Here is a 15,897-nt window from a genome sequence, read left to right on the forward strand (position 1 = left end):
CCCAGTATGGGGGCACCGGGCGTCGGGGCACCGCCGTTCCGCGCAACCCGTTGCAACACGTTGACCGCCGATTTGCCGGACCCCCCGTCGTGCGGGGTGCCGATGCGCCATAGTGTCGGTTGCGACCGGTGGCGCACACCGCTGGTGGCCCCCGTCCGCACCGGTCCGCCCGGGTCGGGCGGACCGCAACGGGATCGACGCTGAAGAGGTGCCTGTTAGGTGAGCACGCTGCAGTTCAAGCGCACGGCACGCCTCGCTGCTCCCCGCCCGCCGGGCGGTGAGGTCCACCTCGAACCGCCGCCCGAGGTCCCCCGGGTCATCCCCGGCAACATCATGATGAAGGCGCTGCCCGTCGTCATGATCGTGTCGTCCGTCGGCATGATGGTGCTGATGTTCAGCTACAGCAATCGCAGCCCGGCGGCGATGATCATGCCGGGCATGATGCTGGTGTCGACCATCGGCATGATGGCCGGCGGCATGGGCAGCGGCAAGGGCCAGAAGAAGGCCGAGATGAACGAGGACCGCAAGGACTACCTGCGGTACCTCGGCCAGATGCGGGACCGCGCCCGCGAGGCCGCCAACGAGCAGCGCGCCGAGCGCGAGTGGGTCCACCCCGACCCGCAGATGCTGTGGTCCCTGGCCACCACCCGGCGCATGTGGGAGCGCCGGCAGAACGACCCCGACTTCTGCCACCTGCGCGCGGGCCGCGGCTCGCAGCGGCTGGCGACCCGGCTCGTGCCGCCGCAGACCGGCCCGGTCGAGGAGCTGGAGCCCATCGCGACGCTGGCGCTGCGCCGGTTCGTGCGCGCCCACTCGCTGGTGCCGGACCTGCCGATCTCCATCGCGCTGCGCGGCTTCGCCGCCGTCGGCCTGCTGGGCGACACCGAGCACAAGCGCGGCCTGGCCCGCGCCCTGCTGGCCCAGATGGTCACCTTCCACTCGCCGGACGACCTGCTGATCGCGGTCGTCACCACCGGCCGCACCAAGGCCGAGTGGGAGTGGATGAAGTGGCTGCCGCACGTGCAGCACCCGACGATCGTGGACGGCATCGGGCAGATGCGGATGATGGCCGGCTCGCTGGCCGAGGTCGAGCAGATGCTGGACGAGCAGCTGCGCGACCGGCAGCGGTTCACCCGCAACGCGCCGCCGCCCGCCGACCAGCCGCACGTGGTGATCCTCATCGACGACGGCGACGTCACGCGCGAGGAGCAGATCATCCTGGAGGAGGGCCTGGTCGGCGTCACCCTGCTCGACCTGTCCGAGTCCCTGGGCAACCTCACCGCCCGCCGCGGCCTGCGGCTGGTGATCGAGGACGGCAAGCTGGGCGCGCGCAGCGCGAGCGGCGTCGAGTGGTTCGGCTCGCCGGACTCGCTGAGCGTGGTCGAGGCCGAGGCGCTGGCGCGGCGGCTGTCGCCGTACCGGATCGGCGGCGTGGACGCGGGCGGCAGCGACGAGGACCCGCTGTCGATGAGCAACAACCCGCCGCTGCTGGAGTTCCTGGGCATCCCCGGCGACCCGATGACGTTCGACGTGCAGGCGGCGTGGCGGCCCCGGCCGGTGCGCGACCGCTACCGGGTGCCGTTCGGCATCGGCGAGTTCGGTCAGCAGGTCGAGCTGGACATCAAGGAAGCGGCGATGGAGGGCATGGGCCCGCACGGCCTGTGCATCGGCGCGACCGGTTCCGGCAAGTCCGAGTTCCTGCGCACGCTGGTGCTGGGCATGCTGGCCACGCACTCGTCGACCTCGCTCAACATGATCCTGGTCGACTTCAAGGGTGGCGCGACGTTCCTGGGCCTGGACAAGGCCCCGCACGTCGCCGCGGTCATCACGAACCTGTCCGGCGACCTCACCCTGGTCGACCGCATGAAGGACGCCATCGCGGGCGAGGTGGCCCGCCGCCAGGAAGTGCTGGCCAAGGGCAACTACAAGAACGTCTGGGACTACGAGAAGGCGCGTGAGAACGGCGCCGACCTCGACCCGCTGCCGGCGCTGTTCATCTGCATCGACGAGTTCTCCGAGATGCTGACCGCGAAGCCGGACTTCATCGACATCTTCCTCCAGATCGGCCGCGTCGGCCGGTCGCTGCAGATGCACATGCTGCTCGCGTCGCAGCGGCTGGAGGAGGGCAAGCTGCGCGGCCTGGACACGTTCCTGTCCTACCGGATCGGTCTGAAGACGTTCTCCGCCGCCGAGTCGCGGGCCGCCATCGGCGTGCCGGACGCCTACGAGCTGCCGCCCATCCCCGGTTCGGGCTACCTGGGCGTGCAGGGCTCGCCGCTGACCCGGTTCAAGGCGCTGTACGTGTCGGGCCCGTACCGGCCCGCCGGGTTGCAGGTCGCGGGCCCGTCCGCGCCGGTGACCAGCGACAAGCGGCCGCGCTACTTCGTGCCGGACTACATCGAGATCCCGAAGGAGCCGGTTCGGCCGGTCGAGCCGGTCAAGCAGGAGAAGAAGGACGAGGACTCGAACGAGCCGTCCGAGCTGGAGGTCATCGTCGAGCGGCTGGTCGGCCAGGGGCCGCCGGCGCACGAGGTGTGGCTGCCGCCGCTGAACGAGCCGCCGTCGCTGGACACGCTGCTGCCGCCGTTGCAGCCGACCGAGGACCGCGGCCTGACCCCGCCCGGGTTCTTCTCCAACGGCAAGCTCCAGGTGCCGCTGGGCGTGGTGGACAAGCCGTTCGAGCAGCGGCGCGACCTGCTGTGGGCCGACTTCTCCGGCGCGGCGGGCCACGGCGCGATCGTCGGCGGTCCGCAGTCGGGCAAGTCGATGATGCTGCGCACCATGATCACGGCGATGGCGTTGACGCACACGCCGGAGGAGGCGCAGTTCTACTGCCTCGACCTCGGCGGCGGCACGCTCGCGTCGCTGGAGAACCTGCCGCACGTCGGCGGTTTCGCCAGCCGGTTGGACGTGGACAAGGCGCGGCGGATGGTGGCCGAGCTGTCGGGCCTGATCGCCGAGCGCGAGCAGCGGTTCCGCGCGCAGGGCATCGACTCGATGGTCGAGTTCCGCAACCGGAAGCGGCGCGGCGAGATCCGCGACGACAACTTCGGCGACGCGTTCCTGGTCGTGGACGGCTGGATGAACTTCCGGCAGGAGTTCGAGACGCTGGAGCCGATGGTCCAGGCGCTCGCCGCGCAGGGCCTGTCCTACGGCGTGCACGTGGTCGTGACCGCGAACCGGTGGGCGGAGATCCGGCCCGCGATGAAGGACCTGCTGGGCACCCGGTTCGAGCTGCGGCTCGGTGACACGAGCGAGTCCGAGGTGGACCGCAAGGTCGCGGTGAACGTGCCCGCCGGCCGTCCGGGTCGCGGCCTGTCGCCGCAGAAGCTGCACTTCCTGACCGCGCTGCCGCGCATCGACGCGTCGTCGGACGCGGAGAACGTGGCGGCGGGCGTGCAGGACATGATCGCCAAGGTGAACGGCGCGTGGCGCGGCAAGCGCGCGCCGCAGGTCCGCCTGCTGCCCGACCTGCTGCCGTACCACGAGTTCATGGCGCAGGTGCAGCAGCAGCGGCCCAACCGCGGCCACCTGGTGCCGATCGGGGTCAACGAGGACGAGCTGGCCCCGGTGTACCTGGACTTCGACGCCGACCCGCACTTCATGGCGCTGGCCGACGGCGAGTCCGGCAAGACCAACCTGCTGCGCACGATCGTGCGCGGCATCATGACCGGCTACACCTCGACCGAGGCGTTGATCATGCTGGTCGACTACCGCCGCACCATGCTCGGCTACATCGAGACGGATCACCTGCTGTCCTACGCGGTGTCGTCGGCGCAGCTCACGGACATGATCAAGGACGTGCGCGGCTCGATGGCGAACCGCCTGCCCGGCCCGGACGTCACGCAGGAGCAGTTGAAGAACCGCTCCTGGTGGAAGGGCCCGGAGCTGTTCGTGGTGGTGGACGACTACGACCTGGTCGCGCCGCAGGGCGGGCAGAACCCCCTCGCGCCGCTGGCGGAGTTCATCCCGCAGGCCAAGGACGTGGGTCTGCACATCGTCGCGGTGCGCCGCATGGGTGGCGCGTCGCGGGCCATGTACGACCCGATCCTGGGCAAGCTGAAGGAGATCTCCGCGCCGATCCTGGTGGGTTCGGGGTCGAAGGAGGAGGGGTCGATCGTGGGCAACCTCAAGCCCTCGCCGCAGCCGCCGGGCCGGGGCACGATCGTCACCCGCAAGCTGGGCCAGCAGCGGATCCAGCTCGCGTGGATCGACCCGGACTGACCGGGTCCGGACGCGCACGGCCACCGGGAGGCCCCGCTTCGGCGGGGCCTCCCGCGTTGGGCGGGGGACCGGTGTTCGGGCCTGGGTTTCCGCTTCCGGTCCGGCCGCATCCCGGCCCCGGTTCGGCTCGGCGCGCCCCGCCCGGCCCGGCTCGACCGCTTCGGCTCAAGCCGCCCCGCCCCGGCCCGCCGTGTCCAGGCCCGCCGCGTTGAGGGCCGCCGCGTTCAGGCCCGGCGCGGCTCGGCCGGTGCGCCGCGGCCCCGATCGCGGTCCCCGATCCTCGAACCGCGCGGGTCCCGGGCACATCCCGCCGCGCCTGAGTCGTCGCCACCGCGGACCGGCCCGCCGGTGCGAACGGCGGTACCCCCCGGTCGTCGCCGAACGCCGGGCGCGCGGCGGGCGTCGGCCGCGGTGGACGGGGGACACGGTGCCGGACGTCGCTCACACCCGGCTCACGGTGACCGTAAGTTGTCGGTGGGTTGCCCTAAGCTTCGGCCCGCGCACGAGGGGGGTGGGCGTGAGGACCGACGTCGAGCTCGTCCAGGGCGGTGCCGTGGCCGCTCCGGCGACCCGGTTCGCCGTGCTCGGGCCGCTGGAGGTGTGGCGCGGCGGGGAGCGGGTCGCGGTGCCGGCGGGCCGGGTCAGGGTGCTGCTGGCCACGTTGCTGCTGCGGGCGAACCGCACCGTGTCCGTGGACGACCTGGTCGAGCGGCTGTGGGACGACGTGCCGAACCCGCGGCGGGTGCGGGCGACGTTGCAGATGGTGGTGACGCGGCTCCGGCAGGCCCTCGGCGACGCGAACGTGGTCCGCACGCGGACCAACGGGTACCTGGCGGACGTGCCGCCGGGGGCGCTGGACCTGCACCGGTTCCGCGACCTGGCCGACCGGGGCCGGCACGCCGAGGCGCTGGAGCTGTGGCGGGGCGCGCCGCTGTCGGACGTGCGGTCGGACGCGCTGCACCGCGAGGACGTCGCGCCGCTGCTGGAGGAGCACCTGGTGGTGCTGGAGCGCCGCATCGACGCGGACCTCGCCGCGGGTCGGGCGGGCGCGCTGGTGGCGCAGTTGCGGGGGCTGACCGAGCGGCACCCGTTGCGGGAGCGGTTCTGGGGCCAGTTGATGCTCGCCCTGTACCGCTCGGAGCAGCAGGCGGAGGCGCTGGCGGCGTTCCGCGCGGTGCGGGCGGCGCTGGTGGAGGAGCTGGGGGTGGAGCCGGGGCCGGCGCTGACCGACCTGTACGACCGGATCCTGCGCAACGACGTGCCGGGCGGTCCGGTCACCCTGACGGCGCGGCGGGCGCCGCGGCAGGTGCCGCCGGCCGGGTCGGTGTTCGTCGGCCGGGAGCCGGAGCTGGCCGCGCTGGACGAGGCGGTGCGCGAGCCGGGCGCGGTCGTGCTGCTGCACGGCGCCGGCGGCGTCGGGAAGACCGCGTTGGCGGTGCGCTGGGCGAACCGGCGGCGCGACCGGTTCCCGGACGGCGACCTGCACCTCGACCTGCGCGGGTTCGACGCGGCGGGCCGGCCGGTCGAGCCGGCGCGGGCCGTCGAGGCGTTGCTGGTGTCGGCGGGCGTGCGGCCCCAGGACGTGCCGGCCGGGCTGGACGCGCGGGCCGCGTTGTTCCGGGAGGTGGTGGCGGGCCGCCGGATGCTGCTGGTGCTGGACAACGCGGCCGGCAGCGACCAGGTGACGCCGCTGCTGCCGGGCACGCCGACCGTGGTGGTGCTGGTGACGAGCCGCGACCAGCTCCGCGGGCTGGCCGCGCGCCGCGGGGTGCGGCGGGTGCCGCTGCGACCGCTGTCGGCGGACCGCTCGCTGGAGCTGCTGTCGTCGGTGCTGGGCCGCGAGCGGGTCGAGGCGGACCCGGTGGCGAGCGCGCGGGTGGTGGCGCGGTGCGCCGGGCTGCCGCTGGCGCTGCGGGTGTTCGCCGAGCGGGTGGCCCGGTTCCCGGGCACGCCGATGGGCGCGTTCGCGGCGGAGCTGGCGGACGAGCGGTCCCGGCTCGACCACCTCAGCGCCGAGGACGGCGACGACACGGACGTGCGGTCGGTGTTCTCCTGGTCCTACCGCGCGCTGCCCCGGGACGCCGCGCGCCTGTTCCGGCTGCTGCCCGCGCACCCCGGGCCGGACCTCGGCGTGCCGGCCGCCGCGGCGCTCGCGGACGTGCCGGAGCGGGACGCGCGCCGGTGGCTGGAGCGGCTGGCCGCCGGGCACCTGCTGGAGTCGCGCGCGCCCGGCCGCTACGAGTGGCACGACCTGCTCCGGGCCTACGCCGACGACCTGGCGGACCCGGCGGACGACCGCCCGGCCGCGGTGCGCCGGCTGGTCGGGTGGTACGTCGCGGCCACCGAGGCCGCCGCGGCGCGGACGCCGTCCTACCGGTCGGGCACCTGCGCCGAGCTGCCCGCCGGCGCGGCGGCGTTCCCGCTCGGCGCGGCGGACCCGGGCGCGTGGGGCCGGCGCGAGCTGCCCAACCTCGTCGCCGTGGTCCGGGTCGCGGCCGAGCACGGGTGGCACGACGAGGCGTCGCGCATCGGCGCGGCGGTGTGGTGGCTGCTGGACTCCCTGCCCGAGGTCGACAGCCTCGTGGAGGTGTTCCGGATCGGCCGGGACTCCGCGCGGGCGGCGCCCGCGCCGCACCGGCTCGGCGCGGCGATCAACCACCTGGCGTGGAGCTGCGCGCGGGCGGGCCGGCCGGAAGCGGCGCTGGAGACCTACCTGGAGGGGCTGGCGGTCGCGGTGCGGGACGGCGACCGGCGCCTGGAGGGCGCGATCGCGCTGAACACCGGCGGCACGTACCAGCGGCTCGGCCGGCACGGCGAAGCGGTCGAGCAGCTCCGGCGCGGGCTGCGCATCGCCGAGGAGGAGGGCGACGACCACCACCGGGCGGCGGCGCACTTCACCCTCTCGCTGAGCCTGTCGGGCCTGCACCGGTACGAGGAGGCGCTGGAGCACGGCCTGCGGGCGCGCGCGGTCTTCGACGGCAGCGGTGACGAGTACCACTCCGCGCGGTCCACGTTCGTCGTCGCCCGCGCGCACCGGGCGTTGGGCCGGTTCGCCGAGGCGGAGTCGGCGCTGCGCGAGGGCATCGCGGTGCTGGCCGGGTTCGCGCAGCCGGCCGCGCAGTCGCACCTGTTCGACGAGCTGGGCACGGTCCTGCTCTGCCTGGACCGCCGGGAGGAGGCGCTGGAGTGCTGGCGGCGCGCGCTGGCGCTCTACGACGAGTACGAGCGCGGGCCGGCGTCGGTGCTGCGGTCGTGGTTGGCCGACTACGACGCCCTGCCGACGCCGCGCGTCCCGCACCGGACCGGTGCGCCGTGACCGGCGACCGCCGCCCGGGGCGGAAATGGAGGTGCCGGAGGCGGGGCGGGCGCGGATGCTGCTGAGGTGATCCCGCGGCCTCCCGGGCCCGGGTCGCGAGGCGCTCGCGCCGGGTCGTGAAGTCGTAAACTGCTTTTCGTCCAAGGAGGGGTATGGCGACTCGGTTCCCGCTTCCGGGGCTCCCCGCACCTTCGGCTCCTGGACGGTCATGAGCGTGCCCCCGCTGCGGTTCAACGTGCTCGGCCCGCTGGAGGTGTGGCACGGCGACGCGCTGGTCCCGATCCCGGCCGGTCGGGCGCGCGTCCTGCTGGCGACCCTGCTCCTGGGCGCGAACCAGCCCGTGTCGGCAGACGCGCTGGTCGAGCGGCTGTGGCAGGACGGCGCGCCGAACCCGGACCGGGCGAAGGCGACGTTGCAGATGGTCGTCCGCCGGCTGCGCTAGGCGCTCGGCGACGCCAACGTGGTCCGCACCACCGCCACCGGGTACGTGGCCGAGGTCGAGCCCGGCGCGCTGGACCTGCACCGGTTCCGCGAGCTGGCGGCCAACGGCGAGTACGCCGAGGCGCTGGCCCTGTGGCGGGGCGCGCCGCTGTCGGACGTGCGGTCCGACGTGCTGCACGCGGAGGAGGTCGAGCCGCTGCTGGAGGAGCGGCTGGTCGTCCTGGAACGCCGGATCGAGGCTGACCTGGCGGCGGGCCGCGCCGGCGACCTCGTGCCCGAGCTGCGCACCCTGACCAGGGCGTACCCGCTGCGGGAGCGGTTCTGGGGCCAGTTGATGCTCGCCCTGCACGGCAGCGGCAGGCAGGCCGAGGCGCTGGCCGCGTTCGGCGCGGTGCGCGAGCTGCTCGCCGAGGAGCTGGGCGTCGACCCGAGCGAGCACCTGCGGGCCGTGCACCGGACCGTGCTGGCCGGCGACGCCGAGCCGGAGCCCGCGCTCAGCCCGTGGACCGCGCTGTGCCAGCTCCCGCCCGACACGGCCGACTTCATCGGCCGCGACGACCTGTGCGCGGAGGCGTCGGCGCTGCTCACCGCGGACCCGTCCGGGACGGCCGTGCCGGTCCTGGCGATCACCGGCGCGCCGGGCACCGGCAAGTCCACCCTGACGATCCGGGTCGCGCACGCCCTGCGGAGCAGCTTCCCGGACGGCCAGCTGTTCGTCCGCCTCGACGGCGCGGGCAACGCGCCGCGCGACCCGGCCGAGGTGCTGGCCGAGCTGCTGACGGCGGTCGGCGTCAGCCCGTCGGCCCTGCCCGACCGGCTGGAGACGCGGGCCGCCGCGTTCCGCTCCCACCTCGCCGACCGCGCCGTGCTGCTCGTGCTGGACGACGCGGCGGGCGTTGACCAGGTGCGGCACCTGCTGCCGGGCACCGCGAGCAGCGCCGTGCTGATCAGCAGCCGCCACCAGCTCGGCGGCCTGCCGGGCGTGCGCAGCCTGCGGGTGCCGCCGCTGCCCGCCACGTCGGGCCTCGCGCTGCTGTCCCGGGCGATCGGCGAGGACCGGGTCGCCGCCGAGGCCCGCGCCGCCGAGGCGATCGTCGAGGCGTGCGGCGGCCTGCCGCTGGCGCTGCGCATCGTGGGCGCGCGGCTGGCGGCGCGGCGGTCGCTGCCGCTGGCGCAGCTGGCCGCCCGGCTCGCCGACGAGCGCCGCAGGCTGGACGAGCTGGCCACCAGCGACATGGAGGTCCGGGCCAGCCTGGAGCTGAGCTACGAGGCGCTCGCGCCGGACGCGGCGCTGGCGTTCCGCCGGCTCGGGCTGCTCGGCGCGTCCGACGTGGCGTCCTGGGTGGTGCGGGCGCTGACCGGGCTGGACGACCCGGAGCACGCGGTCGAGCGGCTGGTCGAGGCAACCTGCTGGAGGACGTGGGCCGCGACGCGACCGGCGAGCCGCGGTACCGGCTGCACGACATCCTCGCCGTCTACGCCGCCGAGCTGGCCCGCGCGGAGGACGCCGGGCGCAGCGACGCGGCCCTGCGCGGGTACGTCGAGGCGCTGCTCACCCTGGCGGACGCGGCGGTCCACCGGCTGCCGTCCGTGGTGGACGAGCTGCCGCCCGACCCGGTCGAACCGTCGCCGCTGCTCGCGGCGGCCGAGGTCGCGCGCCTCACCGCGGACGGCACGAGCTGGTTCCTGGCCGAGCAGGTGCACCTGGCGCAGGCCGTGGAGCTGGCCGCCCACCGCGGCTGGGTCGCCCCGGCCGTCGCGCTCATCGAGCGGATGATGACGCACCTCGACGTCTACATCCCCCTCGACCGCGTGGTCGAGCTGTACCGGCTGGTCCGCGACACCGCGGCCGAGGCGGGCGAGGGCAGGCTGCGCTGGCGGATGGCGCTGGGCCGCGCGACCCAGATGGTGAAGCGGGCGCTGGACGAGTCGCTGCTGGCCGACATGCAGACCGCCGTCGAGGGCTTCCGCGCCCTCGGCGACCTGCCCGGCGAGGCCATCGCGCTGGCCGCCGTCGTGCACTACCGCTACCTGCACAGCGGCACGCCGGACATCGACCTCGCCCGGCACGCGGCCGACGTGGCCAAGCGCAGCGGCGTGCACAACGTCTACTGCTCGGTGCTGCGCGAGTACGCCTCGATGCTCGCCGCCTCCGGCCGGTACGAGGAGTCGCTGCCCCACTTCGCCGAGACCCTGGCGCTGACCCGCGCCTACGACGACCCGCTGCCCGAGGTGGGCGTGCTGTACCGGATCGCCCGGTACGCCCTGGACAACGACGACCTGGACCGCGCGGTCGAGACGTCCGACCGGGCCATCCGGCTGCTGCGCGGCGTGGACGACATGCGCGCGGTCGGCTACGTGTCCAGCCTGGCCGCCCGCGTCCGGCTCACCGTGGGCCGCGCCGCCGACGCGCTGCCCCTGGCCGACCGGGCCTACCGGATCTTCGTGGAGATCGGGGAGAGCCTGGGCGCGCCCGCCGCCGTCGCCTCGATCGCGGAGGCGTGGCTCGGCCTGGACCGGCCGGCGGAGGCGCTGCGGGTGCTGGAACCCGCGCTGCGCCGGTACCGCGACGTCGGCGCGGCGGAGGCCGTCGCCCGGATGGAGCGGGCGCACGCCCGCGCACGTGCGGCGATCTCGGCACCAGCCGACGAACCGTCGGTCTCGTGAGGTATGCATATGCAGGCCCGCCCCGGCCGACGAGGGGATGACGGATGAGCTTGCACGTGGCGGTGGACTTCGGCACGTCCAGCACCTGCGTCGCGATGTCCCTGCACGGCCGGGAGCCCCAGGTCGTCGTGGTGGACGGCCAGCCGATCGTGCCCTCCGCGGTGTTCGCCGCCGCCGACGGCACGCTGTTCGTCGGGCAGGAGGCCGAGCGCCAGGCCGCGGTGGACCCGTCCCGCTACGAGCCGCACCCCAAGCGTCGGGTGGACGAGGGCGAGCTGCTGCTGGGCACCACCGTGCTGCCGGTGGTGGACGTGGTGCGGGCCGTGCTGACCAGGGCCGTGGCCGAGGCCAGGCGCGTGGCGGGCGGGGCCCGGGTCGACCTGCTCGTGCTCACCCACCCCGCCGACTGGGGCGCGATCCGCACCAGGGTGCTGCTCCAGGCCGCCCGGGGGCTCGGCCAGGAGCTGCGGCTGGTGCCCGAGCCCGTCGCCGCGGCGGTGTTCCACTCCGCCACCCACGCCATCCCGGACGGCGCGGCGCTGGCCGTGCTCGACCTCGGCGGCGGCACCGTCGACGCCAGCGTGGTGGCCCGCCAGGGCGGCGCGTTCCGCGTGCTGGCCACCAAGGGCGACCCCGCCTTCGGCGGCGCGGACGTCGACCAGGCGCTGCTGGAGCACGTCGGCTCACTGGTCTCGCCCGGCGACCCCGAGGCGTGGCGGCAGCTCGTCGAGGGCCGGGAGCTGGCCGACCGCCGCAAGCGCCGGGTGCTGCGCCAGGACGTGCGCGGCGCGAAGGAGACCCTGTCCCGGCACGCCTACACCGACGTGCCGATGCCGCCGCCGTTCCCCGACGCCCACGTCACCCGCACCGACCTCGAACGCCTGATCGGCGCCCCGCTCGCCCGCGCCGCCGAGCTGGTCGTGACGGCCGTGCGGGACGCCGGGCTCGACCCGCGCGGGCTCGCCGGGGTGTTCCTGGTCGGCGGGTCGAGCCGCATCCCGCTCGTGGCGCGGCTGGTGCTGGAGCGGTCCGGCGTGGTGCCGACGAGCATCGACCAGCCGGAGACCGTGGTGGCCCGCGGCGCGCTGCGGGCCGTGCGCGTGGACCCCCTGCGCACCGGCGCGCTGCCGGCGGACCGGGGCGACGTGACGCAGAAGATCACCGACGACCGGACCCGCAAGATCACCCGGCGGATCACGCCGCCGTCGCCGCCCGGCGGGTTCCCGCAGCCCGCGTACTACCCGCCGCCCGCGCCCGCACCGCCGCCGCGCCGCAGCCGCGTGCCGCTGCTCGTGGTCGCCGCCGTGGCCGTGGTCGCCGTCGTCGGCGCGTCCGTCGCGTACGCGCTGACCAGGGACGAGACCCCGGGCGGCGCGCCGACCACGCCGGGCTCGCCGACCGGCGCGGCCGAGGGCCGGACCATCGCCCAGTACGACTACCAGTTCGTCGCGCCGACCGGCTGGCAGCAGACCGGCGGCCAGGTCGAGACCCGCAAGGTGCTGCTCAAACCCGAGGCGCCGGAACTCGACCTCGACGTCATCGCGGTCGAGGAGCGGCTGCTCAACTACAACGCCACCGAGGACCGGGCGCGGGCCGAGACCGAGCTGCGCGACCAGTACGACCAGCGGCGGAACGTGTCCGGTTTCGACCCTGCCGCGGACTTCGCCACCAAGGATGTCGTTTACTACCGGGAGGAGGCGGGCCCGGCCACCATCGACTGGTACGTGCTGTTCCAGGACGACGTCCAGGTCAGCGTCGGGTGCCAGTACCCGCCGGACGGCCGCGACCGGGTCCGCCCCGCGTGCGAGCAGGTCGTCCGCACGCTGACCGTGACCACCTGACCTTGTGGGGACTGTGATGACCGGCATCCCGGAGGCGTTCGCCCGGTTCCGCGCCGACCTCGACGCCGCCGTGACCAGGGGCCGGCGCGCGGCCGCCGCCGCGGGCGAGCGGAACGCGGCCCTGCGCGAGCGCAACCGCCGGCTCGCCGACCAGGCCAGGGCGCGGGAGGTCCGGCCCGACCGCCACGAGCCCACGTCGCCGGACGTGCGGCGGGTCGCGACCGGGTTCCGCCACCACCGCGGCCTGCCCGTCGAGGAGCTGCCGGCGGGCGCGGAACTGCTCGCGCCGGAGAAATCGCGAGAGCAAACGGACGCGAATGCAAATTCGGCGCCGCCGGCGCCCGTCCTCGGTTCTCGCGCGGTCGCCGGGCCGAGCGGCCAACTACCGCCGCACAACGACGATGACGAGGACTTTTCGCAAGCGCGAATCCTCTACTGAGAGCGTTCCGACGCCTCTCGCGTTTACAACCGCAACGACTTCCGGAGAAGTCGCGACAGCGTGGAACCGACCATGGCAAGGTCTGCGTCGTAAGAGGCGTACGGATCGAGTACGCACACCTGATCTCATCGACCAAGGGGGTCGCACCCATGGCTGGTTACTCCACCGGACATCCCGAGCTCGTCGGCGCCGCGAAGGACATCGTCAGCACCAACGAGGGCATCCAGGGCATCCTCGGGCAGCTCGGCGCCACCATCGACGGCCTGGCGCCCGCGTGGAAGGGTGGCGCCGCCGAGGCGTTCGCCAAGCTGATGGAGCGGTTCCGCGAGGACGCCGACAAGCTCCAGAAGGCGCTGATGGACATCGCCGAGCAGATGGACCAGGGCGCGGCCACCTACCTCCAGCAGGAAGAGGAGCAGGCGGCGGAGATGTCGAACATCACGAGCCGCCTCGGTATGTGATCCGACGGAAATTGTCCGTCCGTTCATCACGCAGCAACCCTTTTCCGCTTCTCTTTTCTGACTTCACTTCCTAGGGGAGACTATGGACATCAAGGTCGATTTCGGTGCCCTGAGCAGCGCGGCGAGCGACATCAGCGGCCAGGCCGCCAAGGTGGACTCCGAGCTGGACAACCTCAAGAGCCGCCTCGCGCCCGTCATCGCCCAGTGGGAAGGTGGCGCGTCGGCCGCGTACCAGGACGCGCAGCGCCGCTGGGACGAGTCCGCCGCCGGCCTCCAGCAGGTGCTGGCCCAGATCGGTTCGGCCGTCGCCTCCGCCACCGAGGCGTACCAGGCCGCGGAGCGCAAGAACGAGGGCCGCTGGGGCTGAGCCGCCTCGCGACCCCTGCGCGGGCCCCGGGACCGTCACGGTCCCCGGGGCCCGCGGGCGCGTTCCGGCCCGGTTCGCCAGGGCGTTCGAGCCGGCCCCGGCCGGTCGGGAGGGGGGTCGTTTTGACCGGTGCCGACCCCACCCGGTATCTTCCTACGTTGTTGTGCGGTAACTGGCGCGCTCTATGCGTGCCTCGTGTTCTGGTCCTCTGCCCACCTGGGGTCTCTGGCCTGAGCAGCCGCCGCAATGACCCCAGACGCAAGTGACGACGAGGTAGACCCGTGCGCACGTACAGCCCGAAGCCCGGCGAGGTGACCCGAACCTGGCACGTGATCGACGCCCAGGACGTGGTGCTCGGTCGGCTCGCCACCCAGGCCGCGACGCTGCTGCGCGGCAAGCACAAGCCGACCTACGCCCCCCACGTTGACACCGGTGACTTCGTCATCGTCATCAACGCGGACAAGGTGGCGCTGACCGGCAAGAAGCGTGATCAGGAGTTCGTGTACCGGCACTCCGGTTTTCCGGGCGGCCTGAGCCAGCGCTCGTTCGGCGAGGTGCTCGACACCCGTGCCGACCGGCTGGTCGAGAAGGCGATCAAGGGCATGCTGCCCAAGAACCGCCTCGGCCGCGCGATCGCGGGCAAGCTCAAGGTCTACACGGGCCCGAACCACCCGCACGCTGCGCAGCAGCCGCAGCCGTTCGAGATCAAGAAGGTCGCCCAGTGACCGAGCAGCAGACCGAGGACATCGCCGTGACCCCTGAGGCCGAGTTCGACGCCGTCGAGGCGGAGGCCACCGAGGTGGACGCCACCGACGCCGAGGCCACCGAAGCCGACACCGCGGCCGACGAGGTCGAGGCCGCCCCCGTCGTGCGGCACACCCTCAACGCGGGTGCGCACCACCTCGCGCAGACCGTCGGCCGCCGCAAGCAGGCCATCGTCCGCGTGCGCCTCCTCCCCGGCACCGGCAAGTTCACCCTGAACGGGAAGTCCCTCGAGGACTACTTCCCGAACAAGGTGCACCAGCAGCTCATCCGCGAGCCCCTGGTGACGACCGAGAAGCCGGAGACGTTCGACGTCATCGCGAACCTGCGCGGCGGCGGCACCACCGGCCAGGCCGGCGCCCTGCGCCTCGCGATCGCGCGCGCGCTGATCGCCGTCGACTCCGAGGACCGCCCGGTGCTGAAGAAGGCCGGCTTCCTCACCCGCGACCCCCGGGTCAAGGAGCGGAAGAAGTACGGCCTCAAGAAGGCCCGCAAGGCGCCTCAGTACAGCAAGCGCTGACCTTTCCCAGGTCGAGCGAGCACCACCACGCGGGAGCAGTCAGTTCTTCGTCGAACTGCTGCTCCCGCTGTGCGTTCCCGCCCCTTTTTCCCCGCACATGGAGGTCACGGCGATCATGGCTCGGCTGTTCGGCACCGACGGCGTACGAGGTCTCGCCAACGCGGACCTGACCCCGGAACTCGCGCTGTCCGTCGCCGCGTCCGCGGCACGCGTGCTGGCCGAGCACGACCGCTCGCACCGCCCGGTCGCGGTCGTCGGCCGCGACCCGCGGGCCAGCGGCGAGATGCTGGAGGCCGCCGTGGTGGCCGGCCTGACCTCAGCGGGCGCGGACGTGCTGCGCGCCGGCGTGCTGCCCACCCCGGCCGTCGCCTACCTGGTGTCCGCCCTGGGCGCGGACGTCGGCGTGATGATCTCCGCCTCGCACAACCCGATGCCCGACAACGGCATCAAGCTGTTCGCCGCCGGCGGGCACAAGCTGCCCGACGCGGTCGAGGACGAGATCGAGCAGAAGCTGGGCGAGCGCGACCACCGCCCCACCGGCGCGGGCATCGGCCGCGTCCGCGACATCGAGGACGCCGAGGGCCAGTACGTGCAGCACCTGGTGAAGGTGACGCCGCACCGCCTCGACGGCCTCAAGGTCGTCGTGGACTGCGCCAACGGCGCCGCGTCCGTGGCCGCGCCCGACGCCTACCGCCGCGCCGGCGCCGAGGTCGTCGAGATCCACGCCACCCCGGACGGCCTCAACATCAACGACGGCTGCGGCTCCAACCACGTCGAACTGCTGCGGGCCGCCGTGGTCGAGCACGGCGCGGACCTGGGCATCGCCCACGACGGCGACGCGGACCGCTGCGTCGCCGGC

General features: G+C 74.1%; 10 protein-coding genes and 1 pseudogene. All 11 read left to right on the forward strand.

The features are described from left to right. The first annotated feature begins 219 nt into the window (after nucleotides 1-219). Nucleotides 220-4,224, forward strand: coding sequence for a type VII secretion protein EccCa (gene eccCa / locus ACFXGA_RS20655; RefSeq protein ID WP_378090191.1), 4,005 nt, complete (start codon nucleotides 220-222; stop codon nucleotides 4,222-4,224). Nucleotides 4,225-4,741: 517 nt separating this feature from the next. After that, complete coding sequence (locus ACFXGA_RS20660; protein ID WP_378090193.1) at nucleotides 4,742-7,540, forward strand: BTAD domain-containing putative transcriptional regulator; 2,799 nt, start codon at nucleotides 4,742-4,744, stop codon at nucleotides 7,538-7,540. 208 nt (nucleotides 7,541-7,748) lie between these two features. Then, nucleotides 7,749-7,982: a hypothetical protein gene (locus ACFXGA_RS20665; protein WP_378090195.1), complete on the forward strand. Its 234-nt coding sequence runs from the start codon at nucleotides 7,749-7,751 to the stop codon at nucleotides 7,980-7,982. 18 nt (nucleotides 7,983-8,000) lie between these two features. Beyond that, a complete protein-coding gene (locus ACFXGA_RS20670) occupies nucleotides 8,001-9,758 on the forward strand; it encodes a BTAD domain-containing putative transcriptional regulator (RefSeq protein ID WP_378090197.1) in 1,758 nt (585 codons plus the stop codon). 934 nt (nucleotides 9,759-10,692) lie between these two features. Further along, nucleotides 10,693-12,489, forward strand: coding sequence for a type VII secretion-associated protein (locus tag ACFXGA_RS20675; RefSeq protein ID WP_378090199.1), 1,797 nt, complete (start codon nucleotides 10,693-10,695; stop codon nucleotides 12,487-12,489). Between the two features lie 16 nt (nucleotides 12,490-12,505). Further along, complete coding sequence (locus ACFXGA_RS20680; protein ID WP_378090201.1) at nucleotides 12,506-12,928, forward strand: hypothetical protein; 423 nt, start codon at nucleotides 12,506-12,508, stop codon at nucleotides 12,926-12,928. 149 nt (nucleotides 12,929-13,077) lie between these two features. Continuing rightward, on the forward strand, nucleotides 13,078-13,389 hold the full coding sequence (locus ACFXGA_RS20685) for a WXG100 family type VII secretion target (RefSeq protein ID WP_378090203.1): 312 nt from the start codon (nucleotides 13,078-13,080) through the stop codon (nucleotides 13,387-13,389). Nucleotides 13,390-13,471: 82 nt separating this feature from the next. Then, the gene (locus ACFXGA_RS20690) at nucleotides 13,472-13,756 is read left to right on the forward strand and encodes a WXG100 family type VII secretion target (RefSeq protein ID WP_378090205.1); all 285 of its coding nucleotides are present in this window, start codon (nucleotides 13,472-13,474) and stop codon (nucleotides 13,754-13,756) included. A gap of 281 nt (nucleotides 13,757-14,037) precedes the next feature. Then, nucleotides 14,038-14,481 carry a 50S ribosomal protein L13 gene (rplM, locus tag ACFXGA_RS20695; RefSeq protein WP_033436749.1) on the forward strand — a complete coding sequence of 148 codons (444 nt, stop codon included), beginning with the start codon at nucleotides 14,038-14,040 and terminating at the stop codon, nucleotides 14,479-14,481. Further along, nucleotides 14,478-15,038 (forward strand): 30S ribosomal protein S9, encoded by a 561-nt coding sequence (gene rpsI / locus ACFXGA_RS20700; RefSeq protein WP_378090207.1) that lies wholly within the window; start codon nucleotides 14,478-14,480, stop codon nucleotides 15,036-15,038. Before rplM ends, rpsI begins: the two co-directional genes overlap by 4 nt. A 166-nt stretch (nucleotides 15,039-15,204) precedes the next feature. Beyond that, nucleotides 15,205-15,897 (forward strand): annotated as a pseudogene (locus ACFXGA_RS20705) (phosphoglucosamine mutase); the annotation flags it as partial.

The sequence above is a fragment of the Actinosynnema sp. NPDC059335 genome (assembly GCF_042752395.1).
In the GTDB taxonomy this organism is placed as follows: domain Bacteria; phylum Actinomycetota; class Actinomycetes; order Mycobacteriales; family Pseudonocardiaceae; genus Actinosynnema.

Coding starts and splice junctions, on each gene's coding strand:
- ACFXGA_RS20665 (WP_378090195.1), top strand. CDS start 7,749: ATGAGCGTGCCCCCGCTGCGGTTCAACGTGCTCGGCCCGCTGGAGGTG.
- ACFXGA_RS20680 (WP_378090201.1), top strand. CDS start 12,506: ATGACCGGCATCCCGGAGGCGTTCGCCCGGTTCCGCGCCGACCTCGAC.
- ACFXGA_RS20690 (WP_378090205.1), top strand. CDS start 13,472: ATGGACATCAAGGTCGATTTCGGTGCCCTGAGCAGCGCGGCGAGCGAC.
- ACFXGA_RS20675 (WP_378090199.1), top strand. CDS start 10,693: ATGAGCTTGCACGTGGCGGTGGACTTCGGCACGTCCAGCACCTGCGTC.
- ACFXGA_RS20685 (WP_378090203.1), top strand. CDS start 13,078: ATGGCTGGTTACTCCACCGGACATCCCGAGCTCGTCGGCGCCGCGAAG.